A 26577-nucleotide genomic window follows, 5' to 3' on the forward strand; every position below is an offset into this window, starting at 1 on the left:
CACCGCACAGCGATTTGTAAAGAGTCCTACCGATTGATCCCGCCCGCGCCGTCGACGACGCTCGCAACGTCATCGGGCGTGATCACCGCGAGGTCGCCGTCGACGGTGCGTTTCAGCGCGGCGGCCGCGGCGGCCCACTCCAGCGCGTCGGCCACGTCGCCGCCGTGGATGCGCTTCGCGAGGTAGCCGGCGACGAAGGCGTCGCCGGTGCCGATCGCGTCGTAGGTGTCGGCCTCGAAGACCCCCTGCTCGTAGATCTCGCCGCGCCGGAGCGCGACAGCGCCCTCCGTGCCCCGGGTGACGACCACCGTCCCGAAGTCGAACTCCGAGGCGAGTCCGTGGGCGATCTCGATCGCGTCGCCCTCGCGGTCCAGTACCTCCCGGGCGTCACGGCGGGGGACGAACAGGGTGTCGATCTGTTCGAAGAGCTCCTCGTAGGCGGCGCGGGCGGTCTCGGGGTCCCAGAGCTTCGCCCGGTAGTTGAGGTCGAACGAGCGCGTCACGTCGGCCTCGCCGGCCGCGCGGAGCAGGGCCGTCGTCGTCTCCGCGGCCTGCTCCGAGAGCGCGGGCGTGATCCCGGTCGCGTGGAAGCGCTCGGCCGCCTCCAGCGCTCCGGTGGGGAGCTCCGCGGGCGTAACCGTCGTGATCGCCGCGTCGGCGCGGTCGTAGATCACGTTCGTCCCGCGGGGTTCGCCGCCGTGTTCGAGGTAGTACGTCCCGACCCGGCTCGTCTCGGGGTCGGCCCACGACACGCCCGTCCGGACGCCGTGGCTCCGAAGCTCGCCGATGATCCGGCGCCCGAGCGGCGACTCCGGGAGCTTCGAGAGCCAGACGGCGTCGGTGCCGAGCCGGGCGGCGCCGACCGCGACGTTGCTCTCCGCGCCGCCCGCCTGCACGCCGAGGGTCTCGGTGGTCTCCAGCCGCTCGCCGCGCGGCGGTGAGAGGCGGAGCATCGTCTCGCCGAACGTCACCAGATCCGTCACGCCGACCACCTCGCCGGGGCGTCCCCCGCGGTCGCCGGGGGCGCCGCAGTCGCTACGGTGTACATACCGGAGCGTCGGCGAGGGAGTACAAAAGGACCCGCGATCGGCGACGGACGGTGAGCGCGGCGTGACCGCGAGGGGGGCGTCCGGTCACCCCTCCGAGCCGTCGACCGCGTCGTCGAGGGCCGTGGTCGGGAACAGCGCGTCGACGTTCGGCTCCGGCTCGATCAGCCGGTAGGCGGTCCCGTCGGTCTCGACGACGCCCGCGTCGGCGAGGTGATCGAGGTGCGCGAACGCCTCGCCGGGGCCGTGGAGCACGTGGATCTCCGAGAGGTCGCCGAACAGCGCGGCCGAAACCTCCCACGCGGTCGCGGGGCCCGCGCCTTCGAGCACGTCGAGCACCCGCCGCGTGCGGTGGCGGTGGTGATCGAGGATCGTCGCGGCCCGCAGGCTCGGCTCGTCGATCCGTTCGCGGTGACCCGGGTGGGCCGCGTCGAAGTCGCGCGCCACGATCCGCGCGAGGCTCTCGGCGTACGCCGCCAGCGGCCCGTCGACCCGCACGTCCGCGCCGCCGACGTTCGGGGTGTACCGCGGGAGGAGCGCGTCGCCGGCGAACAGCTCCTCGCTCGCGTCCGCGCCGGCGACCGGCTCATGGTTGGGAACCGTCCGCGGGTCGAAGGCGAACCCGGTGAGCCCCGCGGTGTGACCCGGCAGGTGGACCGCTTCGAGGGTCACGCCGCCGGCGTCGATCACGTCGCCGTCGCCGAACGTCGTCACCTCGGCGGGGCGCCCGCTGAGGTTGGTGCTCACCGCGTCGAAGAACGCCGTCAGCCGGTTCCGATCGGAGTCGGGCATCCCCCACCGGTCGAACGTCTCGCGCTGGAGGTCGCGGTCGAGGAACAGCGGCGTCTCGGTGCCGTCGACGAGCGACGCGTCGGCCTCGTGGACGTACACGTCCGCGCCGCTCTCGGCCTGTATCTCCCCGGCCAACCCCGCGTGATCGGGGTGCCAGTGAGTGAGCGCGACCGCGTCCACGTCCGCGAACCCGACCCCGTGCTCGGCGAGGCCGGCCGCCAGCTCCTCGCGCACGTCGGGGAGCGCGACGCCGGTGTCGACGAGCGCGGTCGTCTCGCCGTCGAGCAGGTACACGTCGTTCTCGCCCTCGAAGACGGTGTTGCCGAGCTGGATCCGTTTCACGGGAGAAGGGTCGTCGGGAGCCCTTTTGAGGGTTGGCACCGCGGAACGGAGTTCCGCGTCGAGGCCGAGCCGAAGTGGAGACGGGGGGCGAGCCGAAGTGGAGACGGGGGGGGGCGAGCCGAAGTGGAGACTGGGGCGAACTGAAGCGAAGCCGAGGGCGGATCCGAACCGGAGCGCCCGTCCCGATCCGGGCCCTTTTCGACCGCCGCCCCCATGCGATCGGTATGGAGTATCAACCGGGCGTGTGCAACATCGGACCGGCCCAACAGCGACGGCGGCTCCTCCTCGGGGTCGGGTCGCTGCTGCTCGCGGTCGTCACCGTCGCCGCGATCGTCGCCGTGGAGTGGCCGCGCTGGACGCTCATCCTGTCGCTGTTCCCGCTGTACGGCGCTGCGATGGGGTACTTCCAGTACCGCGAGCGGTTCTGCGTCGGCTTCGCCGGGATCGGCGTCTTCGACGTCGACGGGGAGACCCGGCAGGTGCGAGACGAGGCCGCGCTCGCGGCGGACCGCCGGCGCGCGGTGCGGCTGAACCTGAAGTCGCTGGCCGTCGGCGCGCTCGGAGCGTCGGTGGTCTACGGCGCGTCGCTTGTACTGGTATAGCGATCGGTTATAAACGACTGCCGGCAGACCGACGGCGGGAAACACCACCAAATCCCCGGTCGCGACGATTCGCATGACTCGCTGCGCTCCTCACTCACTGCGCTCCTCACTCGGTCGCTCGTTTCACTCGCTCTCTTTGCGGTGCGTGCGTCGTCAGGCTTCGTCCTCGCGACTGCCCCTTCGAGTCCCCCCCGCCTCCCGCCCCGCACAGCACCGTCCCTCACACCTCCCCAGCCTCGCCGCTCGCGCTTGAAAGCGCTCGCGGCGTCCCTCGCGCGCGCTCCTCATGGCCGCCGAGGGCGGCCACTCGGCGGCGCGCGCCACCGCACAGCACCGCGGTCCGTGCTGCCTTCGCAGTCACCGGCAACCGCACGAACGTGCACATAGAAAAGCATTAGAACCGGCTCGATAACCACGTAAGTGAATGAGTCTGTCCGAGCCGGACCACGAGCTCGTCGTCGCAGAGCTCGGCCGGGAGCCGACGGCGGCCGAGGCCGCGCTGTTCGAGAACCTCTGGAGCGAGCACTGCGCGTACCGCTCCTCGCGGCCCCTGCTGTCGGCGTTCGAGAGCGAGGGCGATCAGGTCGTCGTCGGCCCCGGCGACGACGCGGCGGTCCTCGCGCTGCCGGACCCCGCCGCGGCGGACACGCCCCCGGCCGAGCGCGACGCCGACGACTACAGCGGTCAGTACGTCACCTTCGGCGTCGAGAGTCACAACCACCCCTCCTTCGTGGACCCGTTCGACGGCGCGGCCACCGGCGTCGGCGGCATCGTCCGCGACACCATGTCGATGGGCGCGTACCCGATCGCCCTGCTCGACTCGCTGTACTTCGGCGGCTTCGACCGCGAGCGCTCGCGCTACCTCTTCGGGGGGGTCGTCGAGGGGATCTCCCACTACGGCAACTGCATCGGGGTCCCCACCGTCGGCGGCAGCGTCGCCTTCCACGACGGCTACGAGGGGAACCCCCTCGTCAACGTCGCCTGCGTCGGCCTCACGAACGAGGACCGACTCGTGACCGCGACCGCCCAGGAGCCGGGGAACAAGCTCGTGCTCGTCGGGAACGGCACCGGGCGCGACGGCCTCGGCGGCGCCTCCTTCGCGAGCGAGGACCTCGCCGAGGACGCCGAGACCGAGGACCGCCCCGCGGTGCAGGTCGGCGACCCCTACGCCGAGAAGCGGCTGATCGAGTGCAACGAGGCGCTGGTCGACGAGGACCTGGTCCTGTCGGCCCGCGACCTCGGCGCGGCGGGCCTCGGCGGCGCCTCCTCGGAACTCGTCGCGAAGGGCGGGCTCGGCGCCCGGATCGACCTCGACAGCGTCCACCAGCGCGAGCCGAACATGAACGCGATGGAGATCCTGCTCGCCGAGAGCCAAGAGCGGATGTGTTACGAGGTCGCCCCCGAAGACGTGGCGCGCGTCGAGGCGCTCGCCGAGCGGTTCGACCTCGGCTGCTCGGTCATCGGCGAGGTGACCGACGGGAACTACGTCTGCGAGTTCGGCGGCGCGGGCGAGGGAGACGACGCGGAATCCGAAGTCGTCGTCGACGTGGACGCCGCGTACCTCGCCGACGGCGCCCCGATGAACGACCTTCCGAGCGAGACCCCGACTCAGCCGGATCGCGACCTCCCGGACCCCGAGCCGGCCCTCGAGGAGGCCGTCGAGTCGGTCGTCGCCGCTCCCTCCACCGCGAGCAAGCGCTGGGTGTACCGCCAGTACGACCACGAGGTCGGCGTCCGCACGGCGCTGAAACCCGGCGACGACGCCGCGATCATGGCGATCCGCGAGACGGAGTCGGAGTCCGAGCCGGCCGCCGAATCACCCGGCGTCGGCCTCGCGCTCTCCGCCGGAGCGAACCCGAACTGGACCGAGGCCGCGCCCTACGAGGGCGCTCGCGCCGTCGCCCTCGAAAACGCGACGAACCTCGCCGCGAAGGGCGCGGTCCCGCTCGCCGCGGTCGACTGCCTCAACGGCGGCAACCCGGAGAAGCCCGACGTGTACGGCGGCTTCAAGGGGATCGTCGACGGGCTCGCCGACGCCTGCGCCGATCTCGACACCCCCGTCGTCGGCGGCAACGTCTCGCTGTACAACGACAGCGTCGAGGGGCCCATCCCGCCGACGCCGACGCTCGCGCTGATCGGCACACGTACGGGGTACGACGCCCCGCCCGCCGCCCTCAACGCCGACCGCGCCGGCGACTCGGAGCTGCTGTTGGTCGGCGACGGCGGCGCCGACGGCGGCGCGCTCGGCGGCTCCGAGTACCTCGCGCAGGCGGGCGGGACCGACCGCTTCCCGACGCTCCCGGAGTCGGAGACGGACGGCCTCGCCGACCGGATCGCGTCGCTCGCGGCGGTCGCCCGCCACGAGTCGACGCTCGCGACCCACGACGTGAGCGACGGCGGGCTCGCGGTCGCGGTCGCGGAGCTGGTGACCGACGGCGCGGGCGCCGACGTGACTCTCCCCGACCGGGTCGCGGCGTTCGAGGAGACGCCCGGACGGCTGGTCGTCCAGACGACCGACCCCGAGGCGGTCGCCGACCGCGCCGGGGGGCTGCCGGTCCTCCGACTCGGCGACGTGACGACCGACGGGACGCTGTCGCTGTCGGTCGGCGACGACGAGACGACCCTCGACGCCGAGGCGATCCGGGACCTCCGCGGCGTCATCGAGCGCGAGCTCGCCTGAGTCGACGAGGACGACCCCGCCGCCACCGACTGAGACGGTTATACCGGACTCGCGTTATCGCGAAGGGAAAGCGAGCGATACGCTTTTAGGTGTTCCTAAAATACGTAGTGGCAGTTACGGGACGCCGGCCGGTCCGGCGCCCGACACACCGATGTCTCACACGCAATCAATCAAACGGACGCAGTCGGCCCAGGACGCGAGCGAGTCGCCCGCGGACACGAACGAAGCGCACGCCGACGCGGCCGGATCGAGCGCCGGCAGCGCGCCGGATCCCGTGTTGTCGCTGTCGGGTGTGACGAAGGATTTCGGCCCGGAGACCGCCGTCGACGGCGTCTCCCTCGACGTCAAGCCGGGAGAGCTGCTCACCTTCCTCGGACCCTCCGGTTGCGGGAAGACGACGACGCTCCGGACGATTGCCGGGTTAGAGGAACCCACCGAGGGGCGGATCACCCTCGGCGACGAGGCCGTCTCCGGCGACGGGGCGTTCGTCCCGCCCGAGGAGCGCGACGTGGGGATCGTCTTCCAGAACTTCGCGCTGTTCCCGCACCTCACCGTCCGGGAGAACATCGCGTTCGGCCTCGACGACGCGGGCGCGAGCTCGGCGCGCGTCGACGAACTGCTCGACCTCGTCGACCTCCCCGAGCACGGCGAGAAGACCCCGGACCAGCTCTCCGGCGGGCAGAAACAGCGCGTCGCGCTCGCGCGGTCGCTCGCGCCCGAGCCCGAGGTGCTTCTCTTAGACGAGCCGTTCTCGAACCTCGACGTGCGGCTCCGCGTCGAGATGCGCGAGGAGGTCCGCCGGATCCTGAAGCAGGCCGGCGTCACCGCCGTCTCCGTCACCCACGACCAAGAGGAGGCGCTCTCCATCTCCGACCGCGTCGCCGTGATGAACGACGGGCGGATCGAGCAGGTCGGTCGCCCCGAGTCCGTGTTCGAGCGCCCCGAGTCGAAGTTCGTCGCCTCCTTCCTCGGGCGCGCGTCGTTCCTCGAAGGCGAGCTCCGCGACGGGAAGGTCGAGACCGGGGTCGGTCGGTTCGACGCCGTCACGCTGGAGGGGTACGACACCGTCTACGACGGCGCGCCCGTCGACGTTCTGGTGCGGCCCGACGACCTCCGGGCGAGCCCCGCGAGCGCCGAGCTGGCCGACGGGACCATCGTCTCGCGGCAGTACGTCGGGCCATCGTTCATCTATCGGGTCGAGCTCGACTCCGGCGAGGTCGTCCACTGCCTCCACAACCACGTCGAGGAGTTCGACCTCGACGAGGCGGTGAGCCTGGAGCTCACCGCCGATCACCCGCTGGCCTGGTACCCGCGGTAGGCGCGTCGCTGTCGGGGCGCTCTCTCGTACAGAACCCGCGAGCGACCGCGTCGCTCAGAAGGTGAACAGGAAGGGGATGACGTACGCGACGAGCAGACCGACGAGGGTGACGGCAGCGCCGATACCGACCGCGCGGCTGTCGAACGACTGCATGGGAGCGGTCACGCGCTTGTCCGGGTCGGGCTCGTGGGAGTGATCGTCCATATCCGGCTGTCAGTGCGGGGGACACATAAGGGCATCTGAACGGGGCGGTCGAGCGGAGCAGACAGTCGGCTCGGAGGAACTCGAGACCACACCCACCTGAGGTGTGGAGCCCACAGCAGAACGCGGTGGTGACCGCGCAGATCGAGAGCGCGCAGGCGGTCGACGAGGAAACGGAGTCCGAGACCGAACGCCCGAGTCGCTCCGACACGTAATCGACGGAGTAGTCCTCGATCAGTCCCCGAGCGATTCCAACGTCCCGACGATCTTCGTGTACACGTCCGGCGCCACGTACCAGCCGTGATCGATCATCGCGTCGATGGCGTCACGTCCCTCCGGCGTGGACAGGTGCCCGTCCTGCACGGCGGCGAGGACGAGGTACGCGGTCCCCCGCGTCTCGACCTCCTCTACTTCGGCCGCGGAGCGTCCGGCCGACTCGTCCATCACGGCGACCGCGTCGCGGGCGGCCGCGCAGGTCAGGACCGCGGCGTCGGCGTCGCTCAACCCCGGATGGCGCGCGAGTCGCGTCGCGACCGGCGAGTCGTCGGTGTCGACCGCGACGACGTCGACGAGGCCCTCCTCCACGGCGCGCTCGATCCGACGCGCGTCGTCGTACCCCTGCTCGACGCCGGCCGTAACCACTTCGCGGTGGACGGCCTCCGGGACGACTCGCGGCTCGTCCAGCGTCTCGATCACGCCGAGCCGTTCCGCCTTCGCGAGGTAAATCAGCGGCGTCGCGTCGAAGACCCAGCTCACAGCTCGTCGAGGTCGGCTTCGAGGTGGTCACCGGACACCCACGCGTCGTCGGCCTCCTCGGCGAGGCGCGCGAACTCCCACACCGATACCTCCGCGAGTTCGGCGGCCTTTATGAGAGAAACGTCGCCGTCGGCGAAGCGTTCGAGCGCGCGCTCGCGTCGCCACGCTTCGAGCCCTTCCGAGAGGAGCTTGCGGACCGCCGTACTCCGGTCGAGGCGCTCCTCGTCGAGGTAGGCTTCGAGTTCGGCTTCGAGGTCGTCGGGGACTCGCGTGGAGATGGTGGGCATGGTGTATGCTATGTGTGCTATGTATTCATAGGTTTTGGGCCAGCAAGTCCGCATTTATTCCAGAATGAGGACCCATCATCTAGATGATTATTCTAGTGGTTTAAATCGGGACGCGAGACGCGTTGCTCAGAAGACGAACAGGAAGGGGACGCCACACCACCCGCAGTCTGTCTCCGTGACACTCCGGTTCCCACCCGACATGACCGGTGAGTTCGCCGCTCGACCTCCAAGGCGGCGAGAACACCTGACAGACCAGTAATGGCCCGCGTTGATGTGACGGTTGAACGACGGTCGTCAGCTGACAGTCAGTTAACGAGACACTGGTCAAAGAAGCCGCTGGCAGCCTCTTCGGTAACTTCCACGTCGCCCCCACTGCTATTCGGAACCTCACAGTCGTCGAAATCCTGATGCACGAACACCCCGTCTGAACCACCGACAGCGACACCAACGATCTCCCCACCGTTGCTCGGTCCATCGAAATTCTGATTCAATTTGAGCGTCTCTTCCATCGGGACGTTACAGGTTTTCGACTGCTCAACGCCAGAGCCGCCCTTACTCTCGTAATAGACCGACGCATCCGTCGTAGCACCGTTCCCGTTGATCACTATTCCGGAGTTCCCCGGTTTGAACGTCACGCCGGAAACGACCGAATCGGTCTCCGATTCGCAATCGATTTCGAACGATCGCACTTTGTCTACTGAGGCACCGTTCGTCTGCCCCTCGAACCTCAGTTTGAACGACGCTGCTCCCGTCTGACTACAGGTCACTGCTATCACTGCGTCCTTTCCGGGACCGAGCCCCAGCGAGAATCCGTTGTCGGGAGCTTCGCCGCCCACGGCGATCTCGTCGATAACCGCGTCTCTTTGTTCAATGGTAATATCAAGAGAGAGCCGGTCGGCGAAGCTGTTCGTGATCGTTGCGACATCTGTTAGTTTACCGACCGTCACGGCCTCGTCTTCGACATCGAGCCCTAGATACGCATTCTTGTCGTCGACGACGTTCACCTCCACGCCGCGCTCGGCCTCGACGCTGCTGAACGCGCCGGTGCCGATGCTCATCGCGCCGGAGCTCGCACCGCCGAGCAGGAGGATGGCATGTCGTCGTTTCATGATGAGCGCGAAGTCACACTTCGTGCATTTCGTGTCACGTGTTCCGACCCTAAGGTTATGCGCTCCCGGAACCGCCGAAAGCGCCGCTTGAAACCCGGCGCCCTACGTCAATTCCGGGGGTTCCTCGGGTTCGCCGACCTTCATCTCCGCGGTGTAGTACTTGTGCGTGATCGCGGAGAAGGCAAACGCCACGACGATCGCGATCATCCACGCCATGTCGGACAGGAGAACGAACGGCCACGCGTCGAGCCACACCGCGCCGGTGAGCGCGACGGCCACCCCGGAGATCCCCAGATAGTACGTGCTCCAGGGGATCTCCCTCCCCTCGACGACGTCCATGTAGAGGTCGACGTTCTGCAGCGCGGGCGTCGGTTCGACGACCCCGCGGTCCTTGTTGAAGTCGACGACGCCCACGTTGTCCATCTTCGGCAGGTGCGACTGCTGGAGCGCGGTGTACACGCGCTTGCGCTCGGCCCCGGTGATCTCCGCCGTTTCGATCCCGTTCTCCCAAGCCGCGATCTGCTCGGCCATGTCCCCGATCGCGATCGAGTCGGGCTCCTCGCGCTTCAACAGATGGACCGCGAAGCGCCTGCGCTGATTCGCCAACACCTCGAACAGCTCGTCCTCGGACACCTCCGTCGCCGGTTCAGACCCTCCCCCGTCTACCTGTTGTACCGACGCCATATCTGTCTGACAAATATGAACACGCCAACATAAATCCAGTGGTTATGATACTCAGACAAACTTTCTCGCCGTTGAGACGGAGGCCGATTCGGACGCGTTTGTGGCCGTATTCCGGCGGAAGAGGGCGTGATAACGCAGTATAGTTCTCACCACTCAAGATATCACGTTCGCCGTGCTTCGGTAGTTATCACGTATGGAACATTCTCTCTCAGCAATCGTTGCCGGTTCAAGCCCCTCCTGAACAGGGGTTCTGGAGGTCTCAGGCTACACCTGAAGCGTTCGGATCGTGGTTCAGGCAAGGGCGGAACCCACCCGCCGACTGTTCAGCCGCTCCCAGAAGTGTTTCTGGAAATTCATAACGATATGGGATAGGCCCCATGGGTGTCATAGAGCGACCCCGGGTGACGCGGGATGTCCCACGTCGGCGGGCCGCGGGTCGTGTGCGGACAACGAGGTTACACAACTATGGCAAACCGACGCAAGTTCATCGCCGGTCTGGGTGCATTGGCTACGGGTAGTGCAGCTGCAGTGGGTACAGGCGCGTTTACGAGTGTTCAAGCGGAGCGTGACCTGAAGGTCGAAACTGCTGGCGACGCGAATGCACTTCTCGGTATTTCGCCGTACGACGGTCCTAACGGGCAGTATGCGAATGTTCAAGCCGACAGCACCGTCGATATTGATTTCACTTCGAATGATAATGCGACCGACGTCGGTCTAAACAAGAACGCAAATACCAATATCGAAAATGTGCTCCAGATCACGAATAATGGAACACAGGATGTCCGTGTGAATGTCGCAATCGAAGACGAGGACGGAAATATCGGCGGTGATGTGGCCTCGGGGCTGGAGATTGGAATCTCTGGAGACAAAGGTGGCGGCCCAACTTCTCCTGACTTCGCGCGCCTGGGGCCGGACTACGACGGTGAACTTCTCGGAGCCGGCGAGTCGGCAGGTCTCGGATTCTTCTTCTTCTTGAACGACTCGACGAATGTGGATGAAGTGATCAACGACGTTGAACAGATGTACATTGTGGCCGCAGCTGACGGAGAACTTCCGGATCCGGAGGATCTCTAAGCCGCTTTCACACCCATACTGGTGACGCACGGCGGTTCGATTCCGCCGGTGGGTTTCTGGCACAACAAAGCAATGAACCGACGTAAATTCTTCACCACACTTGGTGTGGCTGCGACAGGTATTTCGGCCGCTGTGGGAACTGGTGCATTCACCAGCGTAGAGGCGAGTCGTAGGATTGAGGTTGAGACCGCAAACGACAACAACGCATTCCTCCGACTCGAAGAACTGGGCGGCGGAAAGAGGAGCATCGAAGACGACGGTCAAGTCGAATTTAGTTTCCCCGGACTTGACGAGCGCATCGACAATCCCGAAATTGGGCTGGGTGTCGACTCGGTCTACGAGTTTGACCGGGATGCCGGCGAATCAGGTAGCTCGCCGACGACTGAGGGCCTGCTCCGGATCGAGAACCAGGGAACTCAGCCGGTGGAGGTCTACTCCGAGCACGAGACGGATTCGGAGCTGGAGATCGAGCTGTACGACGTCACTGGCGACAGCGAGATAGCGCTCAGGGACGACCCGCCCACGCTCGATGTTGGTGACAGCGTCGATGTCGGCTTCCGCATCCGAACGCACGGCGCCAGCGTGGGCGAGTTCGAAGAGACGATGACGATCGTCGCCGACCAGCCCGACGACTAATCCCGCACTTTTCATCACCGAAATCTGCCGGGTGAGCTTGACGCGCCGAGTGAAGGGACCCGATTTGCTACTGATACGTTTAAATTCGGATGAACCTCGGACTCAATCGGTCCCTTCGGCATCTTCACGCACAGCATAACCATACCCTAACATCCTATATGGTCAGTTAACAGCCCATGCCCACCGCCCGCCGCACCCTGATCCTCGCCCTCCTGCTCGTAGCGGCGGGCTCGCTGATCTTTACCACGGGCGCGGCGGTCATCGACGGCGACGCCGACACCTTCGCGGACGACGACATCGCGGTCCAACCGGCCGACGGCCCGAACGGGCAGTACGCGTATTTAAATGACGCCGACGAGATCGCGATCGACGTCTCGGCGTCGAACCCCAACATCCGGGATCCCTCCTTCGAGGGCGTCAACGTCGGTGCGACCGGGACGATCGACGACGTGTTCGAGATTACGTACACCGCCGACGAGTACGCGCACGTGTGGATCGAGTACGCGAGCGAGAACGTCACTTTCGTCGCCGACGGCGACTCGATCGAGGGCGAGGCGAACAACGTCACGCTCGCGCCCGACGAGAGCGTCGCGGTCGGCCTCGCGCTCGACACGCGCGGGAAGACTGCCGGGGCGCGACTGGGCGCCGACGAGTTCTCGATCGAGACGAAGATCGCGGAGCCGGACGAGGCGGGCGGGACGAGTGCGTCGACCCACCGGACGGGCGGCGGCCCGACGATAACGACCACCGCGCCGAGCGCGGAGCGCCGCGAGTTCGGCGCGAACGACATCGGATACGGCGACGCGGTCCGGTTCGAGGCCGACGGCATGCACCTCGACGGCTCGAACGTCACGCTCGACGGGCTCGACGTGGAGGGCGTCCGGAACGACCGCATCGAGATGAACGCGGCCGGGACCCCCGAACCCGTCGAGAACGGGAGCGCGCTGACGGCGCCGACGAACCCGCGGTCGATCGCGTACCTCGCCGTCGACCACGACTTCGACGCCGACGAGGTCGACGCGATGACGGTCCGGTTCAGCGCCTCTCGGGAGATGCTCGCCGACGCCGGGATCGACCCGCGAAACGTGACGTTCTACCGGCAGAGCGACGCCGGCGACTGGACCGAGAAGGGCGCCGGCGTCGTCGGCGAGGAAGCGGTCCGGAGGCGGGGGCTTCCCGAGGACCGGGTGCACTTCCGGGCGACGACCACGGAGTTCTCCACGTTCGCGGTCGCGGAGCGCGTCGCCCGCTTCAACGTGACCGAGACCGCCATCGACCCGCGGGCGATCGATCCGGGCGAGACGGCGACCGTCCGGGCGACCGTGCGGAACGGCGGCGGCGCGGCGGGCGAGCGGTCGGTGACGCTGACGGCCGACGGCGACCCGGTCGCGAACGAGACGGTCGCGCTGGCCCCGAACGAGACCGCGACCGTCGCGCTCACGGCCGCGTTCGAGACCCCGCGCGAGTACGACCTCGCGGTCGACGGGACCGACGCCGGGAGCCTGCTGGTGGGTGACCTCGCGGCGGGTGGTGGCACCGACGACGAGGCGGACGCGGGGACCGGAACCGGGCGAGACAACGACGCCGGCGCGGGTGACGGTACCGGGGGCGACGGCCCGGCGGGCGGGTCGGACGCCGGACCGACCGAGGAGCCCGGCGCCATCGATCTCGACGACCTCGGCGGGCTGGTCGTGTTCGTCGCGCTCATCGTCGTCGGGATCGCGCTCGCCCGTCGGATGCCCCGGTCGTGAGAGACGCTCGGCGACAGGTCTTAACCGCTGGTCCGCGACCGTCGGAGCGTGACGGCCTCTTCGAACGCGCGGGGCGACGGGACCGCGGCGGATCGGGACGCCGGCGACGCCGGGTTCCGCCGCGAGCTGATCGCCCGACTCCGGCTCGCGGACCTGTTGGTGCTCGCGGCGGTGCCCGCCGTCCTCGGCGCCGTCTTCGCGCTCCCCGAGTCGACGCGTCGGTCGCTGGTGTTCGCGTACACCGACCCGACGGTGCGGACCGCGTTCACCGCCCATTACGTCCACCTCGACGCGGGCCACCTCGCCGGCAACGTGGCGGGGTACTGCCTCCTCGTCGGCGTCGGATACGTGCTCGCGGTGTTGGCGGGGTATCGGCAGTTCTTCATGATCGCGTTCGTGACGTTCCTCGCTGCCTTCCCGATCGTCCTCTCGGCGCTGAATCTCGCCGTCCCCCGGAACGCGATCGGCTTCGGCTTCTCCGGGATCAACATGGCGCTCGCGGGGCTGCTCCCGCTCCTGCTCGGGGTGTACGCCCGCGAGCGGTTCTTCCCGGACGCGTCGATCCGCGCGCTCCCCGCGGTCTTCTTCCCGCTCGTCGGGTGGATGGCGCTGCTGGCGCTACCGGTCTCTGCGGGGGCGCTCGACGGCCCCGGACTCGCCGGAGTCGCGATCGGGATCGCTGGACTCCTACTCGGGTCGCTGTACGCGTCGACCGCCGGGATCCGAATTCGGGGGGCGGTTCGAGAGGGGATCCGCGCCGCAGTCTCGAACCCGGGCTACGGCGACCTGTTCGCGGTCGGCATCGCCGTGGTCGTCAGCTACCCGCTCGTCGGCTTTCCCGGCGATCCGACGGGGGCCGGCAGCGTGGTGAACCTGTACGTCCACCTGCTCGGCTTCTGTCTCGCGTTCATCGGGTCGTTCACGCTGCTCGCGGCCGGAGCGTTCGAGCGGTGACCGGCCGCCGGCGCCTCGGCCCGTCGCCGTCCGCCGCGGCACCTCACGATTTTCCGCCACCGCACTGCCCCGAACCACGTATTTATAACGCATCAATGACATTCTCGAGTCGACGACTGAGAGACCGGTACCGGTGACTGCGGGCCGCCGATGACACCCCACGCCGACTGACCCCCGAGAGACGATCCATGTCCCTCAAACGCACCATTTCGATAACGCTGCAGGTCACAGCCGTGCTGGTCGTCGCCTCGCTGATCGTCGGGCAGTACCTCGGCCAGCCGGTGCTTCTGAGCTACGTCGAGACGGGCAGCATGCAGCCGGTGCTCAACCCCGGCGACGGGTTCGTCGCGATCCCCGCGCCGCTCGCCGGCGGGGTCGGCGCCGGCGACGTGGTGACGTTCAACGCCCAGGAGATCCAAGGCGGCGGGCTGACGACCCACCGCGTCGTCGAGGAGACGGAGCGCGGGTACATCACGCGCGGGGACAACAACCCGTTCACCGATCAGGACGGCGGCGAGCCCGTCGTGCAGGAGGCCGACATCGTCGCGAAGGCGGCCACGGTCGGAGGGAGCGTGGTCGTCATCCCGCACCTCGGCACCGTGGCGATGGGGTTCCAGTCGGCGCTCAACGCCGCCCAGACGTGGCTGGCGGTCACGTTCGGAGTCCGGTCGCTGCAGGGCACGCAGGGGCTCGCGTACATCCTCTTCGCGCTCTCGTCGGTCGCGTACGCCGTCGACTGGTACCTCGACAGGGGGAGCCGCGAGACGCGGGAACGCGACCGCTCCCGCGACGACGGCACCTCGGTGTTCGCGATCGTCGGCGTGCTGGCGCTGGTGCTGATGGCGACCGCGACCGCGGCGATGGTCGTTCCGGCGGGGTCACAGGAGTACGGCGTCGTGAGCGCCGAGTTCGAGTCCGATAACCCGACCGTCATCGAGCGGGGCACGAGCAAAGAGCTGGAGTACGTCGTCCCCAACGCCGGGCTGGTCCCGGTGTACGCGTACGTCACTCCGCAGAGCCCGGGCGTCGACGTCGACCCCCGGCGCGTCACCGTGGGGAGCCGGGGCGAGGCGTCGACGACGGTGACGCTCAATGCGCCCGACGAGACGGGTTACTACCGGCTGTTCGTCACCGAACACCGGTACCTCGCCGTGTTGCCTTCGAGCGTGATCGACGAACTGTACGGCGTCCACCCGTGGGCTCCGCTGGTCGCGATAAACGGCCTCCTCGGCGGCGGGATCGTCGGGCTCGGCGTGCTGCTGCTCCGGGGCGAGCCCGCGCGGATCCGATCCCGGGAATCGCGCGCGAAACCACCGCTCCACCGCCGCATCCTCCGCGAGATATACAGGTGACCGAATGAGTCAGACAGCTCCCGACGAAACACGGCTCCGCCTTCGGGCGGTACTGAACGCACAGTTCACCCTGATCCTCGCCGTCTGTCTCGTCGCCGCGGCGGTCGGGGGCGGGCTCGTCTACACGACCCACGTCGACCCGGGGACCGAGACCGAGACGCGGACCGTCTCCTCGCTGACCGTCGAGAGCGAGTACGTCCACTCGGCCGAGGTGACGGAGCCGAACCCGGTGTTCGACACCGGAACGGTGCTCGACGGCCGGGACACCTACTTCACGCGGGTCGCGCCCGTGCTCGACGTCGGCGTGGAGACGAGCTACGCGGCGGACGCCGCGAGCGACGTGGCAGTCACCTTCGACTCGGTGCTCATCGTCCGGAACGTCGGCGACGAGGGCGAAACCGTGTACTGGGTCGAGCGGGAGCCGCTGGTGACCGAGACGGTCTCCGACGTCGAGCCCGGCGAGACGGCGACCGCGTCGTTCACGCTCAACAGCTCCGCGGTCGACGCGACGGCCAGCGAGATCGAGTCGGAGCTCGGCGCCTCGCCCGGCGAGACGGAGACGTTCGTCGCGACGGACGTGACCGTCGAGGGCAGCATCAACGGCGAGGCGACCTCGTACGCGCGGACGATCGAGATGACGCTGGATCACGGAGGGGACACGTACACGGTCACGGAGCCGGGACTCCAGTCGGACACGACCGAACGGACGGAGTCGATGACCGTCGAGCGGAGCTACGGCCCGCTCCGCTCCACGGGCGGCCCGCTGCTGTTCCTCGCGGGGCTCGCCGGCGCCGGTGGGGTGGTGTACGCCCGCCGCGAGATCGGCCTCACGCTCACGCCGGCCGAACGGGAGTACCTCTCGTACCGGGACGATCGCTCCGAGTTCGCGGAGTGGATCACCATGATCCGGCTCCCCGAGTCCGTCCACGAGCGTCCCGAGGCCGAGGCGTCGACGCTTCGGGACCTCGTCGACTTCGCGATCGACAACGACACCGGCGTCGTCGAGGACCCGGAGACCGACGCGTACCACGCCGTGACCGAGGAGTTCGTCTACACCTACACGCCGCCAACGCTCCCGGTCGAGAGCGGCGACGAGAACGAGACGGCCGAGGTGGAAGCGGCGGCAGACGGGATCGTCGCCGGCGAGGTGACGGGCGCCGCCGTTCTCGACGGGGCCACCGACGGAGACGGGGCGAGCGAGGACGACGGGCAGTCGACGCCGGCTCCCGACGGGCAGGACCACGACGAGCGCGACCCGGACGACGAGGGGTCACCCCCCTCCGACGGGGCGAACTGACGCCTCGCGGTACCGTTCCACTCGCGGTTACTCTTCCGTCTCGCTCAGCCTGCCCCTTCCGCGCGTCTCCCCCTCGACTACAGGAACTCCGGCCCCGCGACGGCGGCGTCTTCCGCCTCGCGCCACGAGTGCTCCGGCTCCCAGCCGAGCAGCCGCTTCGCCTTCGAGCAGTCGAAGGCGGCCTCGTCGCCTTCGATGTCGCAGTCGGCGGGGAGGTCGCCGTGGACCGCCTCGATCGTCGCGGCCGTGTCGCGCCCGAGGAAGTTCTCCGCCGCGGTCACGAGCACCGCCTCGTGGCCCTCGACCGGGGGTTTCGGAGCGTCCGGGGCGATCGCGGCCTCGACCGCGGCGATCAGATCGCGAACGTCGACGTACGACCACCAGTTCCCGCTCAGGTCGGCGGTCTCCGGATCGAACCCCTCCCGCGCGACGCGGGTCTTGTCCGCCCCCGGATACGTCACCCACGACGACCGCAGCGAGACGGCCGAGACGCCGTACCGGCGGGCGACGCGCGCCGCGATCTCCTCTCCGACGACCTTCGAGAGGCCGTAGGGGTCCTCCGGCTCGGTCGGCGTCTCCTCGTCGATCGGGAACGCGTCCGGGAGCCAGTCGGCGTCCGAGAAGACGGTCCCGTAGAGGCTCTCGCTCGACGCCCACGCGATTCGCGCGTTCGCCGCGCCCGCCGCGTCGAGGACGTTGTAGGTGCTGACGACGTTGTTCTCGAAGACGCGCGACCCGGCGTGGCTCTCCGGGTCCGGGATCGCCGCGAGGTGGACCGCGGCGTCCGGGTCGGCGGCCTCGATCAGCTGTTTCGTCTCGCCGTAGTCGGTCAGGTCCGCGGCCTTGAACTCGACGTTCTCGCGGGTGCCCGGCGGCGTTCGCAGGTCGACGCCGACGACCTCGTGGCCGGCGGCCGCGAAGTGGTCCACGGTCCAACTGCCGACGCCGCCGCAACTGCCCGTAACGAGGATAGTCGCCATGCGGGGAGGTCGGCGAGCGCCACACGTCACTCCGGCGATCCGCCAAACGGGTCGCGATCGACGACGGTCGGGAAAGTAACCTACTTGAGTGCGGGCGGGCAACCGTCGAGTGCAGTCCCGTGGTGTAGTGGCCAATCATAATGGCCTTTGGAGCCATTGACGGCGGTTCGAATCCGCCCGGGACTACTTACTCGGAGTTCAGAATCCTTCAGCATCGCCTGCCGATCTCGGGCAGACCAGGACCGGCGCCAGGGCTACGTCGGTGGGTGCTGCTCCCAAGCGGGTAAGCGACCGGTTCGAGGAGGATTGACGTTTAATACTCGTCTACCCGGCGTACTTGTTTCGTCATCGGGCCCGCCGGTCAAGATTGAATGCGATAAACACCGGTCAGGGTTGCGGGGAGCGTTCCAAGAGAACCCGTCAAAACCATCGGTGAGTCGATCAGTCGTTATTCCGATTATGATAGATGAATGTCAGGCGAATTTATCCGCCTGTAGTTTGTTTTATCATATTGACTCCGGGATCCAGTCTCTCGGGACGTTGCCGGTGAGGAAGTCCTGTGCAGAAATGTGAGTAACTTGCCCACCGGCTGGGGAGTCGTCGTTTACTTCGACGGCGTCCGTTATCAGTAGTCCAAGAACCTCTGTATTTTGCTCAGATAAATATCCGTAATCATCCTTCTGTGCGAACTCCATGTACTTCAGCAGCTCTTCGAGTCCCCGTGTGAACGTCTGCTGTCTGTCGCTGTACTTGATTTCGCCGAGAACGACCGCTTCAGGTGCTCCTTTAGCTTCCCCATCGTAGACTTCGATCACGAGATCAGGCCGCCCGTGGAACAGTGAGGGGGTAGTGCTATTGCCAAGAAACGCCTTGGTCAGCTGCTGGTGCTGGTTCTGGGCGTTTCTGACACGCTCGGCGTAGTCTGCCTCCACGCCATCGAGTTCGGATAGCGGAACGTGGAACGAGAGGCTGCCGGTTCGGTCGTGATAGACATTAACGGTGTGGTCCTTGTCCTGGAGGATGGCTAACTGACTGGCCCCCGTCTCGATGGGTTGGAGCTGGAACGCCTGCGAGCGAAGCCCGCGTAGCAGCCGGAACACGCAGAAGAGTTCGAAGAGCCGCGGGAGACGTTCAGGCACCACAAGTGTGTCCGATAGCAGCTGCGAGATGTCCGGGTCATCATACGCTCCAGACAGTAAGCGCCGGTACCTATCATAAAGGGTGAATGCGTCGGTGTACAGCGCCTGCCGCGACCGCCGGGCCGTGTTGAGCATTCGGGAGGTGACGCGGATATCAGCTCCGTCACGGATACGACTCAAGTGGACATTCCTGGCGTATGTTCGGTCGAATGCTGCGATCTGTTCGTCTGACCAGGCGTCCGCTCGCCAGTCGTACGCGATGGCAGCGATGTCCTCCTCCACCGTGGAGTGAATCGTCCAAAGCAGCTTCTTGAGGACCAGATTCTGGTCGATGTCGTACTCGGTATACGGCGTCTTGCAGGCAAACTTCGTCCGGTCACCGGACTGATCTGCGTATCTGAGCCGCGTTGTCGCCGGCCAATCGACTGCACCACGGACTTCCCCTCGCGTGACCTCGCGCTCGCGCTGGTTGGCGGTCTTAACACGGCGGAGTCGTTCCTGGAGCTGCGCTACGAACTTGACGACGCCGTCGCTGAGACAGAAATGGATCCGCTTGAGTCGATCGAGTTTTTCGATGTTCAGGTCGGTTATGTCGAGCCACTGTGCGACGGCCCGATCATTGACCGTCCCGTTCTGTAGATATGTGACCAACTCCTGTTGGACGCCATCAACCAGCGCTTGTCGCCCCAACTTACTCATCGGCGCGCGGTGGGAGGTCGAAGAAGTCCTCAGCCTTCCGCTCGAGGCGATCTCCATCCAAGGTGAGGTCAACCGGCCCCGCTTCAGTCTGAACGCTGGTTGCGGTCAAGGAGTCGACGAGACTGCGCTGTGCCTGTGGGGCCATCCCCTCGAGCTGCGGGAACACCAGCGCTACGACTGCGTCAGTGAGTGCCGGACCGGGGTCAGTGGATACGTCTGGGCCCGCTGCCGCGAGGTACCCAAGGAGATCGCGAACAATGGACGGGCCGATGGTCTGGTGTTGGTTCACTTTGTGCCAGACCACGGCAGTCTGTTTGTACGCTGTCTCTAGTACGTCTCGTAGCGACTCGTCGGCCTTGACCCACGCTGTGGCATAGTTCTCGTCTCCGTTCGGGTCCAACAGTGAGGTCCGAACTTTCCCGTCTTCTTCGAGCGGAGGAACCCCGACGTGGACGAAGTTGAAGCGGCGCATGAACGCGTACGAAAGCTCGTATAGCGACGTCTTGTCGTAGGTGTTCATCGTGGCTAGGAGACGCCACGAAGGAGTAACGGGGAAGATGTCCGGGGTTGTGACGATGGACTCCAGGCGTTCTGCCGAGGCGGACTCATCGAGTGAAGCGATTTCGACCGGGTCATCGCGTTCGTACGGGAGCTGCACCGAGTCGCCTGAGAGAACCGAAAACAGCTGCCCGAACGCCTTGTCGATATCGGAGCGGTTGATTTCGTCGATCACCAGCCACTCGTTCCTGATCTCTCCATCTCGCCGGAAACAGTCGAGGAAGATTCGTGGCTGGAATACCAGCTCATCCCCCTCTGCTGTTCGGTTCGGCACGTATCCACCAATGGTATCGAAGGTCGTCCATTCGGCTGTTGCCGTGGTAAACCGATACCCGTCCACGATTTCCCCTTGTGCAGCCGCAACGTGCTCGCAGACGTGTTTTGCTAACTTTGTCTTTCCCGTTCCGGGTGGTCCGGTGAAGATGATGTGCTTTCCAGAGTTTAGTGATGCCTGTATCTGCCGCTGGAGCTCGGCTTCCGAGTCGAAATAAAGCTCATCGGGCAGATGAACTGAGACTGATAGCTGGGATAACCGTCCTCGCAGGGATTCGATCTGGTCTTCGATCGGGTTTCGGTGCCGAAGCGCCTCGAACGCCTCCTCGGGGAGCGGGAAGATCGCTCCCCGCCCGTTCGTTCGGATAACCGCAGAATCAGCCATTTCCGGCACGGACTCGACCGTACTCCAGTCCAACGGCCCGACCGACCCATCGTAGCGAATGGTGACGCCTTCGACTGGTCCCTCGTAACCTTCGGGCTGCTCTGTGTGTAATCCCTCAACAACTGTTCCTTCGCCAACGAGGGCGCTCGTTGGCGATGACGCGTAGAACAGCACGCGATCACCTGCCCCGGCAGTTTCGAAGGCCTCCTGTTGGTTCCGGGGGCTCCCAGCTTTGCTAGTGGCGGTGTAAAAAACCTCCTCGCCTTTGCCCATCGACTGAACGTCCCACTGCCGATGGTTTGAGGTCACCCAGTAGTGGTTCGGCCCTCCCGCCTCAGCGAGGCGTAGTAGTGTGTTATAAGCATCCTCCGAAAGCTCGGTGACTACGTACGGGTTGTTTGATTCGACGACAGGGTTGCCTTCGAGTTGCGGGAGAGTTGTAATACTGTCCCACCCGACCCCTTCGAGTGAGCGGTCCCATGCGATCGTGATCCCTTCGGCTGGACCGTCGTATGATTCGACATACTCTTCGTGGAGTCCTTCTGTAACGTGCGCCTTTCCGACGATTGCTCTCCGTGGAGCATTTCGGTAGACAAGGACTTGATCGCCGGGCTGAGCTTGGTTGTAGGCCTCGATATTGCGTCGTTCCGTCCCGTCAGTCTGGGTGGTTTTGTAGAACGTCTCGCCGCCCTCCTGATACCATCCTGTGCTGGCGGAGTTAATCCAGAAGAACTGCGTTGTATCTGGCTTGTCTATCTGTTCCTTATTGAGCCAATAAAGGCACAGGCGTTCGATGCCCCACAAGTGAATCTCCTTCCCAGTGTGATCTTCAATAGTCTCGCGAATTTCCTCATTCAGTTCCCAGAATTCGACGTAGTCCTCAGCAAGGTCCCCACTCGGCTCCCATATATCGAGGTCCGATAGCGCATCACGGATCGATTTGTAGTATATTGGGAACGAATCAGGCTCCTGCAGTTGCCAAAAGTACGAGAGAAAATACGGAATTGAGCCAGCATGCGGTGCTTTCTGGACGTTGTCTATGTTAGAACGGATAGCCTCGACCCGTTGCTCTAGTCTCCGAATTTTCTCACTGGCAGCGTTTGTATCCTCAGGTGCGATGAGAAGCTCTCTGAGTAGCGCCGGTAGTTCCGGCTCGTGGTCGGGTTCTGCCGTTGAAATGAGCATGTTCAGAAACATCCCGCCACTAGTACCGCTGAACCCCCATAGCCGGTTACTGGCCTCCGCACTCACCATTTCGCTCCGGAACGTTTCGAGGTCTATCTCACGGTCAAGAAACCGATGAAGAATGTCACGCCGAGTGGGAAGCTGCTCTCGGCGCTTCGAATTCTGTTCCCCGTGGTCGTGAATCGTTCCGTCAGTGCTTGCATAGCGAAATTCGGCGTCAGCGTACGAATCCCACACCCGGATTATCTCCTCGGGGTCGTCGAGGACCATACTCTGGAATACAGTAGTACCCTGATTAAATTGCGGGTGCCGATCATATTGTGGACAGCAGTTGCGGTAATCAGATACGTGTCGAGGAGCGGAATCTGAGTTTCCTCAGGGGGATGTGAGTTCAGCGACAAACGTTCTGCTTACGTAAACGAACAGCGGACCGAACTCCAGGCGGATTCGATTTAACATTTAAAATGTAGAATGTCACCGCCGAGGGTATTCTGCGACGAACGAACTCGCAAGGCGTTACTGTCACAGCGGTTCGACCCCGGAGCGCGAGGGAGGCGAGCGCTCGTTTCGGACTCGTTCGGCCCCCCGCCGTCTCCGGCATGTGTGTCATTTTTTACCATGGGGTTCGTGGGATCGTCATGGACTCGACCCAATACCGCGACGCGGTCGTCGAAAATCGGCGGAAACACGACTTCGAGGTGATCGACGAGTACACGAAGGGGTTCGACCCGGTGTGGGTGACTCACGACGACGACGACGCCTCGGTGGGCGATGTCGCCGTGTTCGCGACGCTGGTGAACCGACCGAATCCGGGGCCCGCTGACATCACCGCGGCCGCCGACGAGTTCCGGGAGGTGCTCGTCGACCGAGTCGACGAGCGGCGGGGGTCGACGACGCCGCTCGGCTACGTCACGTTCGCGGCGGCAGACCCCGATCAGTCCGTCATCGACGCGGCACGGTCGTACACGGTCGCCCGCCGCCGGACCAACGTGTTTCCGATCGTGTACGACTGCGAAGCGGAGACGCTACACCGACACGAGATCCCGCGCCTGAAGGGGCGGGGTATCTACCGTCGGCAGGCGGAAGACGTCGAACGGCTGTTCGAGGTCACAGAGTAAGGGCGCAGGCGAAACGCGGTCGGAGAGAAGGTCGCTGTTCAGATCAGGCGCTCGGCGATCCGACCGGCGCCCTCCGCGGCGGCGGTCGCGGGGTCGTCGGGGGAGACGACCTCGACGTCGCGGTCGAGTTCGGCGGCGAGCCGCTTCTCGAACTCCTCGGTGAGCCCGGGGATGCAGGCCATCCCGCCGGTCGCTGCGATGGGGCGGCCCAGCGCGAGCTGGTACGGTTTCATGTGGTCGTTCGCGAGCTCCGGCAGGAACTCGTTGGCGACGACATCGACCGCCTCGTCGATGTACCGGTCGACCGGCTCTCGCACGCCGCGGTCGACGGTGAACTCGTGGCTCCCGCCGCCGGGCTGCTGGATCACGTCCGTGAACGGCTCGAAGTCGTACACGTCGGCGTGCTCCTCCTTGTACTCCCGAGCGGTCGTCCGGTCGATGTGGACGCGGCCCTGGCTCTCCTCCTCGACGGCGGCGACGATCCGGCGGTCGACCTCGTTGCCCGTCACCGAGCCGGTCGAGAACGGGGAGAGCTGCTCGCCGCGCCGGTAGGCGCACGCCTCCAGCGTCGTCGACCCCATGTTGATCGAGACGAACACCTCGTCGATGGCGGAGAGGTCGTCGCCGTAGGCGGGGATCGCCCCGCAGAGCGACTCGGGGTAGCTCCGCGTCTCGACCTGCCCGATCGAGGAGCCCTCGATCACCGATTTGAGGTTGTTCACGCCCGCCTCGTTGTCGATGGTGGGGACCGCGTACACGACCGCGCTGTCCTCGGGCACGTCGTGGGCATCGACGAGCGCCTCGAAGAAGCGCTCGGCGTCGGCGACGCTCTCGTCGTCCTCGGGCAGCCCCGAGCGGAGCATAAAGCGCACCGTGTCGGGGTACTCGATCGCGGCCTCGTGCCCGAACAGGACCTGCTCCTCGCCCGTGATGGCGTCCTCGTAGGTCGCCAGACACGTCAGCGTCGAGTGTCGCTCGCGGCCGCCCCGCCCGTCGGGGAGGTCGAGCACCGTCCGGGTGCTACCGAGTTTTACGCCGACCGCTTCGGGACCGTCTGTACTGTTGATGTCCGTGGATTCGTCGTCGTCGCTCATGATTCACTCGCACACGAAGCGATCCGGACGATGGAGACGAGGCTGATCCGATGGTCCGCGGGGGTGAAAGGCCGGTCGTACCGCGAGGCGTCGAACCCCTCCAACCGGCGCCGGAGGGCCTCGACTGCGTCGGCGGCGACCCAGCCGAGCTCGGCGTAGTACGACAGCGCGTCCCGGCTCCGCACGTGGCCGCCGACGTCGACGAGGTAGCCGAGCCACTCGCCGATTTCGTGTTCCGCCTCCGGGGAGGCGGGAATCGCCGTCAGGTACGGCCGATCGCCGGCGCCGGAGCGGTCTCCGCCGCCGGACAGCCGCGCCCCCCGCTGACGCTGGAGCAGCTCGGTGAACGCGGCCGAGCGGGCGGCCTGCTCCGCTCGGTTCCGGTTCGGCTGACGAAGCGGCCGCTCCCGAGGCGCTTCGTCGGCGCCGTCCCGCGGTGCATCCGCGATCCGGCGCAGCTCCCGTACGTCGTATTGCCGTGGATTCAGACTCATATTCCGTCCGTCGTTCGCGTCCGTATCCGGTCCGTCGCAGCCCGGATATATGATAGTTGCCACGCAATTATCAGCGGTGAGAAACTACTGCGGTCGGACGCGCGGAACGCGGTACCGCGTCCCTCGGTGAGCGCTTCGCCCGTTTCGGAGCCACTCCGAGAACGGCCGGATTCACTCCGCGTCGGCCCACGGGAGGGGTTCGGTACACCAGTGGCAGAAGTCGAGGTCGGCGTCGGTCTGCTTGCCGCAGTGCGGACACTCGACCTTCGCCGGTCCCGCGTCGCTCTCGGCGACGGTCGCGTCGGAGGCCGGAGCGTTCGTCCCGCGGTGGTCGCCGTTCGTCTCGCCGTCCTCGCTCGCGGCGTGCCGCCGGATCGCCTCGGCGGTCGCGTCGGCGCGTCGCCGCTCAGCGATGTCGGCGCGCCCGACGAGGTAGGCGTCGACCGCGGAGAGGGCGTACAGGATGATGATCGGTAAGACCACGTCGGTCGGCAGCGCGGCCGCCGTCTCGGTGGCCTCCGTCAACGACATCGTCGATCCGACGGAGACGTCGTAAAGGGCGAACAGCGCCACGCTGCCGCCGACGATCGTCAGGTGCCACAGCAGCGCCCGACCCCACCGGCGCAGGATGAGGTGGCCGAGGCCTGGCAGCGCCATCGCCAGCACCGCGGCGAGCAGGGGACGCAACTGGTCTCGCATACCTCGCCGGTTCGGTTGGCCGGTATTTAGGCCTGCGGTGTCACCGGCCTCGGAGGCGGTCGGTTCCCGAGTCGCGCTCGGCGCCCCACCGACGCGCGGATAACAACCGTTAATCGACGGCCACCCCTCCGACTCGCCATGAGCAGGCAGCGGGCGAGCGCATTCGTTCCCGGTCACGTCACCGCCTTCTTCAGCGCGCACCCGGCCGAGCGCCCCGCGGCCGCCGGCTCGCGCGGTGCCGGAGTGACGCTCACCGACGGCGTCACGGTTCGGGTGTCGGCCGCGGGCGGGGCGGGCGAGCCGGACGCACCGGACGAGAGCGGCTCCCGCACCGTCAACGGCGAGGCGGGGACGATCGGCGCGGTCGAGGACGTGCTCGCGGAGCTGGGAACCGCCGATGTCGACGTGGCCGTCGAGACGGAGCTCCCGATCGGCGCCGGCTTCGGGGTCTCGGGGGCGGCCGCGCTCGGGGCGGCGCTCGCCGCGAACGACGCACTCGACCGCGGGCGCTCCGAGAACGACCTGGTCCGGATCGCTCACGAGGCGGAGGTGGGTCGCGGGACGGGGCTGGGCGACGTCGTCGCGCAGGCGCGCGGCGGGGTCCCGCTCCGGCTGGAGCCCGGCGCACCGGCGGTCGGCGAGCTCGACGGGATCCCGGCGACCGGTCGGGTGGAGTACGTCACGTTCGGCGAGCTGTCGACCGAGGAGGTGTTGGGCGGCGACACCGCCTCCCTCTCGGCCGCCGGCGAGGAGGCGCTCGACCGGCTCCGCGGGGACCCGCGGCTTCCGACGATGATGGACGCGGCCCGCGCGTTCGCCCGCGAGGCCGACCTCCTCGTCCCCGAGGTCGCCGAGGCGATCGCGGCCGTGGAGGAGTCGACCGCCGAGGCCGACGGCGATTCTGGCGGTGAATCCGGCGGCCACGGGGCCGCGATGGCGATGCTCGGTCGCACCGTCTTCGCGCTCGGCACCGGGCTCTCCGACGCCGGCTACGACCCGGAGCGCTGTCGGATCGACGCCGCTGGCGCGCGGCTCGTCGAGCGGTAACGCTCCGAACGCTCGGCGGGGACGA

The 26577-nt window shown here is 66.7% G+C and carries 25 protein-coding genes and 1 tRNA gene; 13 read left to right on the plus strand and 13 right to left on the minus strand.

Going from position 1 to position 26577, the window contains the following annotated elements; translation table 11 throughout:
• Positions 1-26: 26 nt before the first annotated feature.
• Both kdgK1 and ACT4MF_RS06645 read right to left on the minus strand, forming a co-directional pair.
• Positions 27-992: a bifunctional 2-dehydro-3-deoxygluconokinase/2-dehydro-3-deoxygalactonokinase gene (gene kdgK1 / locus ACT4MF_RS06640; protein ID WP_444682121.1), complete on the minus strand. Its 966-nt coding sequence runs from the start codon at positions 990-992 to the stop codon at positions 27-29.
• Positions 993-1133: 141 nt separating this feature from the next.
• The gene (locus ACT4MF_RS06645) at positions 1134-2180 is read right to left on the minus strand and encodes an MBL fold metallo-hydrolase (RefSeq protein ID WP_444682120.1); all 1047 of its coding nucleotides are present in this window, start codon (positions 2178-2180) and stop codon (positions 1134-1136) included.
• A 224-nt stretch (positions 2181-2404) separates the two neighbouring features.
• Here ACT4MF_RS06645 and ACT4MF_RS06650 point away from each other — a divergent pair, with 224 nt between their 5' ends.
• The 3 genes from ACT4MF_RS06650 to ACT4MF_RS06660 all read left to right on the plus strand — a co-directional run bounded on the left by ACT4MF_RS06650 (position 2405) and on the right by ACT4MF_RS06660 (position 6780).
• Positions 2405-2782, plus strand: coding sequence for a hypothetical protein (locus ACT4MF_RS06650; RefSeq protein ID WP_099255126.1), 378 nt, complete (start codon positions 2405-2407; stop codon positions 2780-2782).
• A 424-nt stretch (positions 2783-3206) separates the two neighbouring features.
• On the plus strand, positions 3207-5462 hold the full coding sequence (gene purL / locus ACT4MF_RS06655; protein WP_444682119.1) for a phosphoribosylformylglycinamidine synthase subunit PurL: 2256 nt from the start codon (positions 3207-3209) through the stop codon (positions 5460-5462).
• A gap of 151 nt (positions 5463-5613) precedes the next feature.
• Positions 5614-6780, plus strand: a complete 1167-nt coding sequence (locus tag ACT4MF_RS06660) for an ABC transporter ATP-binding protein (RefSeq protein ID WP_444682118.1) — start codon at positions 5614-5616, stop codon at positions 6778-6780.
• Positions 6781-6834: 54 nt separating this feature from the next.
• Here ACT4MF_RS06660 and ACT4MF_RS06665 read toward each other — a convergent pair whose 3' ends face one another.
• Positions 6835-6984, minus strand: coding sequence for a DUF7550 family protein (locus ACT4MF_RS06665; protein ID WP_180271757.1), 150 nt, complete (start codon positions 6982-6984; stop codon positions 6835-6837).
• A 35-nt stretch (positions 6985-7019) separates the two neighbouring features.
• Here ACT4MF_RS06665 and ACT4MF_RS06670 point away from each other — a divergent pair, with 35 nt between their 5' ends.
• Positions 7020-7196 carry a DUF8150 family protein gene (locus ACT4MF_RS06670; protein WP_512053244.1) on the plus strand — a complete coding sequence of 59 codons (177 nt, stop codon included), beginning with the start codon at positions 7020-7022 and terminating at the stop codon, positions 7194-7196.
• Between the two features lie 19 nt (positions 7197-7215).
• Here ACT4MF_RS06670 and ACT4MF_RS06675 read toward each other — a convergent pair whose 3' ends face one another.
• From ACT4MF_RS06675 to ACT4MF_RS06690, 4 genes are all read right to left on the minus strand, one after another.
• Positions 7216-7737 (minus strand): PIN domain-containing protein, encoded by a 522-nt coding sequence (locus ACT4MF_RS06675; RefSeq protein ID WP_444682117.1) that lies wholly within the window; start codon positions 7735-7737, stop codon positions 7216-7218.
• Positions 7734-8024 (minus strand): UPF0175 family protein, encoded by a 291-nt coding sequence (locus ACT4MF_RS06680; protein WP_099255122.1) that lies wholly within the window; start codon positions 8022-8024, stop codon positions 7734-7736. The genes ACT4MF_RS06675 and ACT4MF_RS06680 overlap by 4 nt, the downstream gene beginning before the upstream one ends.
• Before the next feature lie 305 nt (positions 8025-8329).
• The gene (locus ACT4MF_RS06685; RefSeq protein WP_444682116.1) at positions 8330-9082 is read right to left on the minus strand and encodes a hypothetical protein; all 753 of its coding nucleotides are present in this window, start codon (positions 9080-9082) and stop codon (positions 8330-8332) included.
• A gap of 153 nt (positions 9083-9235) precedes the next feature.
• On the minus strand, positions 9236-9817 hold the full coding sequence (locus ACT4MF_RS06690) for a DUF7344 domain-containing protein (RefSeq protein WP_444682115.1): 582 nt from the start codon (positions 9815-9817) through the stop codon (positions 9236-9238).
• A gap of 465 nt (positions 9818-10282) precedes the next feature.
• Between ACT4MF_RS06690 and ACT4MF_RS06695 the strand changes: the two genes are divergently transcribed.
• From ACT4MF_RS06695 to ACT4MF_RS06720, 6 genes are all read left to right on the plus strand, one after another.
• Complete coding sequence (locus ACT4MF_RS06695; protein WP_444682114.1) at positions 10283-10891, plus strand: hypothetical protein; 609 nt, start codon at positions 10283-10285, stop codon at positions 10889-10891.
• 21 nt (positions 10892-10912) lie between these two features.
• Positions 10913-11527 carry a hypothetical protein gene (locus ACT4MF_RS06700; RefSeq protein WP_512053241.1) on the plus strand — a complete coding sequence of 205 codons (615 nt, stop codon included), beginning with the start codon at positions 10913-10915 and terminating at the stop codon, positions 11525-11527.
• A 176-nt stretch (positions 11528-11703) separates the two neighbouring features.
• On the plus strand, positions 11704-13278 hold the full coding sequence (locus ACT4MF_RS06705; RefSeq protein ID WP_444682112.1) for a CARDB domain-containing protein: 1575 nt from the start codon (positions 11704-11706) through the stop codon (positions 13276-13278).
• Positions 13279-13326: 48 nt separating this feature from the next.
• Positions 13327-14232 carry a hypothetical protein gene (locus ACT4MF_RS06710; protein WP_099255116.1) on the plus strand — a complete coding sequence of 302 codons (906 nt, stop codon included), beginning with the start codon at positions 13327-13329 and terminating at the stop codon, positions 14230-14232.
• A 188-nt stretch (positions 14233-14420) separates the two neighbouring features.
• Entirely contained in the window at positions 14421-15584 is a 1164-nt protein-coding gene (locus ACT4MF_RS06715; protein ID WP_444682111.1) for a signal peptidase I, read from the plus strand.
• Between the two features lie 4 nt (positions 15585-15588).
• Positions 15589-16881 (plus strand): DUF5305 domain-containing protein, encoded by a 1293-nt coding sequence (locus ACT4MF_RS06720; protein ID WP_444682110.1) that lies wholly within the window; start codon positions 15589-15591, stop codon positions 16879-16881.
• A 77-nt stretch (positions 16882-16958) separates the two neighbouring features.
• Here ACT4MF_RS06720 and ACT4MF_RS06725 read toward each other — a convergent pair whose 3' ends face one another.
• On the minus strand, positions 16959-17861 hold the full coding sequence (locus ACT4MF_RS06725; RefSeq protein ID WP_444682109.1) for an NAD-dependent epimerase/dehydratase family protein: 903 nt from the start codon (positions 17859-17861) through the stop codon (positions 16959-16961).
• Between the two features lie 113 nt (positions 17862-17974).
• On the opposite strand from ACT4MF_RS06725, the gene ACT4MF_RS06730 reads away from it, so the two are divergent.
• Positions 17975-18047, plus strand: a tRNA-Gln gene (locus tag ACT4MF_RS06730).
• A gap of 320 nt (positions 18048-18367) precedes the next feature.
• Here ACT4MF_RS06730 and ACT4MF_RS06735 read toward each other — a convergent pair.
• On the minus strand, positions 18368-19756 hold the full coding sequence (locus ACT4MF_RS06735) for a hypothetical protein (RefSeq protein WP_144050403.1): 1389 nt from the start codon (positions 19754-19756) through the stop codon (positions 18368-18370).
• Positions 19692-22370, minus strand: a complete 2679-nt coding sequence (locus ACT4MF_RS06740; RefSeq protein ID WP_444682108.1) for an AAA family ATPase — start codon at positions 22368-22370, stop codon at positions 19692-19694. Before ACT4MF_RS06740 ends, ACT4MF_RS06735 begins: the two co-directional genes overlap by 65 nt.
• Positions 22371-22738: 368 nt before the next feature.
• Here ACT4MF_RS06740 and ACT4MF_RS06745 point away from each other — a divergent pair, with 368 nt between their 5' ends.
• Positions 22739-23218 carry a hypothetical protein gene (locus tag ACT4MF_RS06745; protein WP_099255111.1) on the plus strand — a complete coding sequence of 160 codons (480 nt, stop codon included), beginning with the start codon at positions 22739-22741 and terminating at the stop codon, positions 23216-23218.
• Positions 23219-23256: 38 nt separating this feature from the next.
• On the opposite strand, the gene ACT4MF_RS06750 is transcribed toward ACT4MF_RS06745, so the two are convergent.
• From ACT4MF_RS06750 to ACT4MF_RS06760, 3 genes are all read right to left on the minus strand, one after another.
• Positions 23257-24312: an actin-like salactin gene (locus ACT4MF_RS06750; protein WP_099255110.1), complete on the minus strand. Its 1056-nt coding sequence runs from the start codon at positions 24310-24312 to the stop codon at positions 23257-23259.
• A complete protein-coding gene (locus ACT4MF_RS06755) occupies positions 24309-24806 on the minus strand; it encodes a FlaD/FlaE family flagellar protein (protein ID WP_444682107.1) in 498 nt (165 codons plus the stop codon). The genes ACT4MF_RS06750 and ACT4MF_RS06755 overlap by 4 nt, the downstream gene beginning before the upstream one ends.
• 171 nt (positions 24807-24977) lie before the next feature.
• On the minus strand, positions 24978-25505 hold the full coding sequence (locus ACT4MF_RS06760; RefSeq protein WP_444682106.1) for a DUF7575 domain-containing protein: 528 nt from the start codon (positions 25503-25505) through the stop codon (positions 24978-24980).
• Positions 25506-25643: 138 nt separating this feature from the next.
• On the opposite strand from ACT4MF_RS06760, the gene ACT4MF_RS06765 reads away from it, so the two are divergent.
• Positions 25644-26552, plus strand: coding sequence for a pantoate kinase (locus tag ACT4MF_RS06765; RefSeq protein ID WP_444682105.1), 909 nt, complete (start codon positions 25644-25646; stop codon positions 26550-26552).
• The last annotated feature ends 25 nt before the right edge of the window (positions 26553-26577 follow it).

This window comes from Halorubrum sp. FL23 (assembly GCF_052439115.2).
GTDB lineage: Archaea > Halobacteriota > Halobacteria > Halobacteriales > Haloferacaceae > Halorubrum > Halorubrum persicum.

Coding starts and splice junctions, on each gene's coding strand:
- ACT4MF_RS06650 (WP_099255126.1), top strand. CDS start 2,405: ATGGAGTATCAACCGGGCGTGTGCAACATCGGACCGGCCCAACAGCGA.
- purL (WP_444682119.1), top strand. CDS start 3,207: ATGAGTCTGTCCGAGCCGGACCACGAGCTCGTCGTCGCAGAGCTCGGC.
- ACT4MF_RS06660 (WP_444682118.1), top strand. CDS start 5,614: ATGTCTCACACGCAATCAATCAAACGGACGCAGTCGGCCCAGGACGCG.
- ACT4MF_RS06665 (WP_180271757.1), bottom strand. CDS start 6,984: ATGGACGATCACTCCCACGAGCCCGACCCGGACAAGCGCGTGACCGCT.
- ACT4MF_RS06680 (WP_099255122.1), bottom strand. CDS start 8,024: ATGCCCACCATCTCCACGCGAGTCCCCGACGACCTCGAAGCCGAACTC.
- ACT4MF_RS06685 (WP_444682116.1), bottom strand. CDS start 9,082: ATGAGCATCGGCACCGGCGCGTTCAGCAGCGTCGAGGCCGAGCGCGGC.
- ACT4MF_RS06690 (WP_444682115.1), bottom strand. CDS start 9,817: ATGGCGTCGGTACAACAGGTAGACGGGGGAGGGTCTGAACCGGCGACG.
- ACT4MF_RS06695 (WP_444682114.1), top strand. CDS start 10,283: ATGGCAAACCGACGCAAGTTCATCGCCGGTCTGGGTGCATTGGCTACG.
- ACT4MF_RS06705 (WP_444682112.1), top strand. CDS start 11,704: ATGCCCACCGCCCGCCGCACCCTGATCCTCGCCCTCCTGCTCGTAGCG.
- ACT4MF_RS06715 (WP_444682111.1), top strand. CDS start 14,421: ATGTCCCTCAAACGCACCATTTCGATAACGCTGCAGGTCACAGCCGTG.
- ACT4MF_RS06720 (WP_444682110.1), top strand. CDS start 15,589: ATGAGTCAGACAGCTCCCGACGAAACACGGCTCCGCCTTCGGGCGGTA.
- ACT4MF_RS06725 (WP_444682109.1), bottom strand. CDS start 17,861: ATGGCGACTATCCTCGTTACGGGCAGTTGCGGCGGCGTCGGCAGTTGG.
- ACT4MF_RS06735 (WP_144050403.1), bottom strand. CDS start 19,756: ATGGAGATCGCCTCGAGCGGAAGGCTGAGGACTTCTTCGACCTCCCAC.
- ACT4MF_RS06740 (WP_444682108.1), bottom strand. CDS start 22,370: ATGGTCCTCGACGACCCCGAGGAGATAATCCGGGTGTGGGATTCGTAC.
- ACT4MF_RS06745 (WP_099255111.1), top strand. CDS start 22,739: ATGGACTCGACCCAATACCGCGACGCGGTCGTCGAAAATCGGCGGAAA.
- ACT4MF_RS06750 (WP_099255110.1), bottom strand. CDS start 24,312: ATGAGCGACGACGACGAATCCACGGACATCAACAGTACAGACGGTCCC.
- ACT4MF_RS06755 (WP_444682107.1), bottom strand. CDS start 24,806: ATGAGTCTGAATCCACGGCAATACGACGTACGGGAGCTGCGCCGGATC.
- ACT4MF_RS06760 (WP_444682106.1), bottom strand. CDS start 25,505: ATGCGAGACCAGTTGCGTCCCCTGCTCGCCGCGGTGCTGGCGATGGCG.
- ACT4MF_RS06765 (WP_444682105.1), top strand. CDS start 25,644: ATGAGCAGGCAGCGGGCGAGCGCATTCGTTCCCGGTCACGTCACCGCC.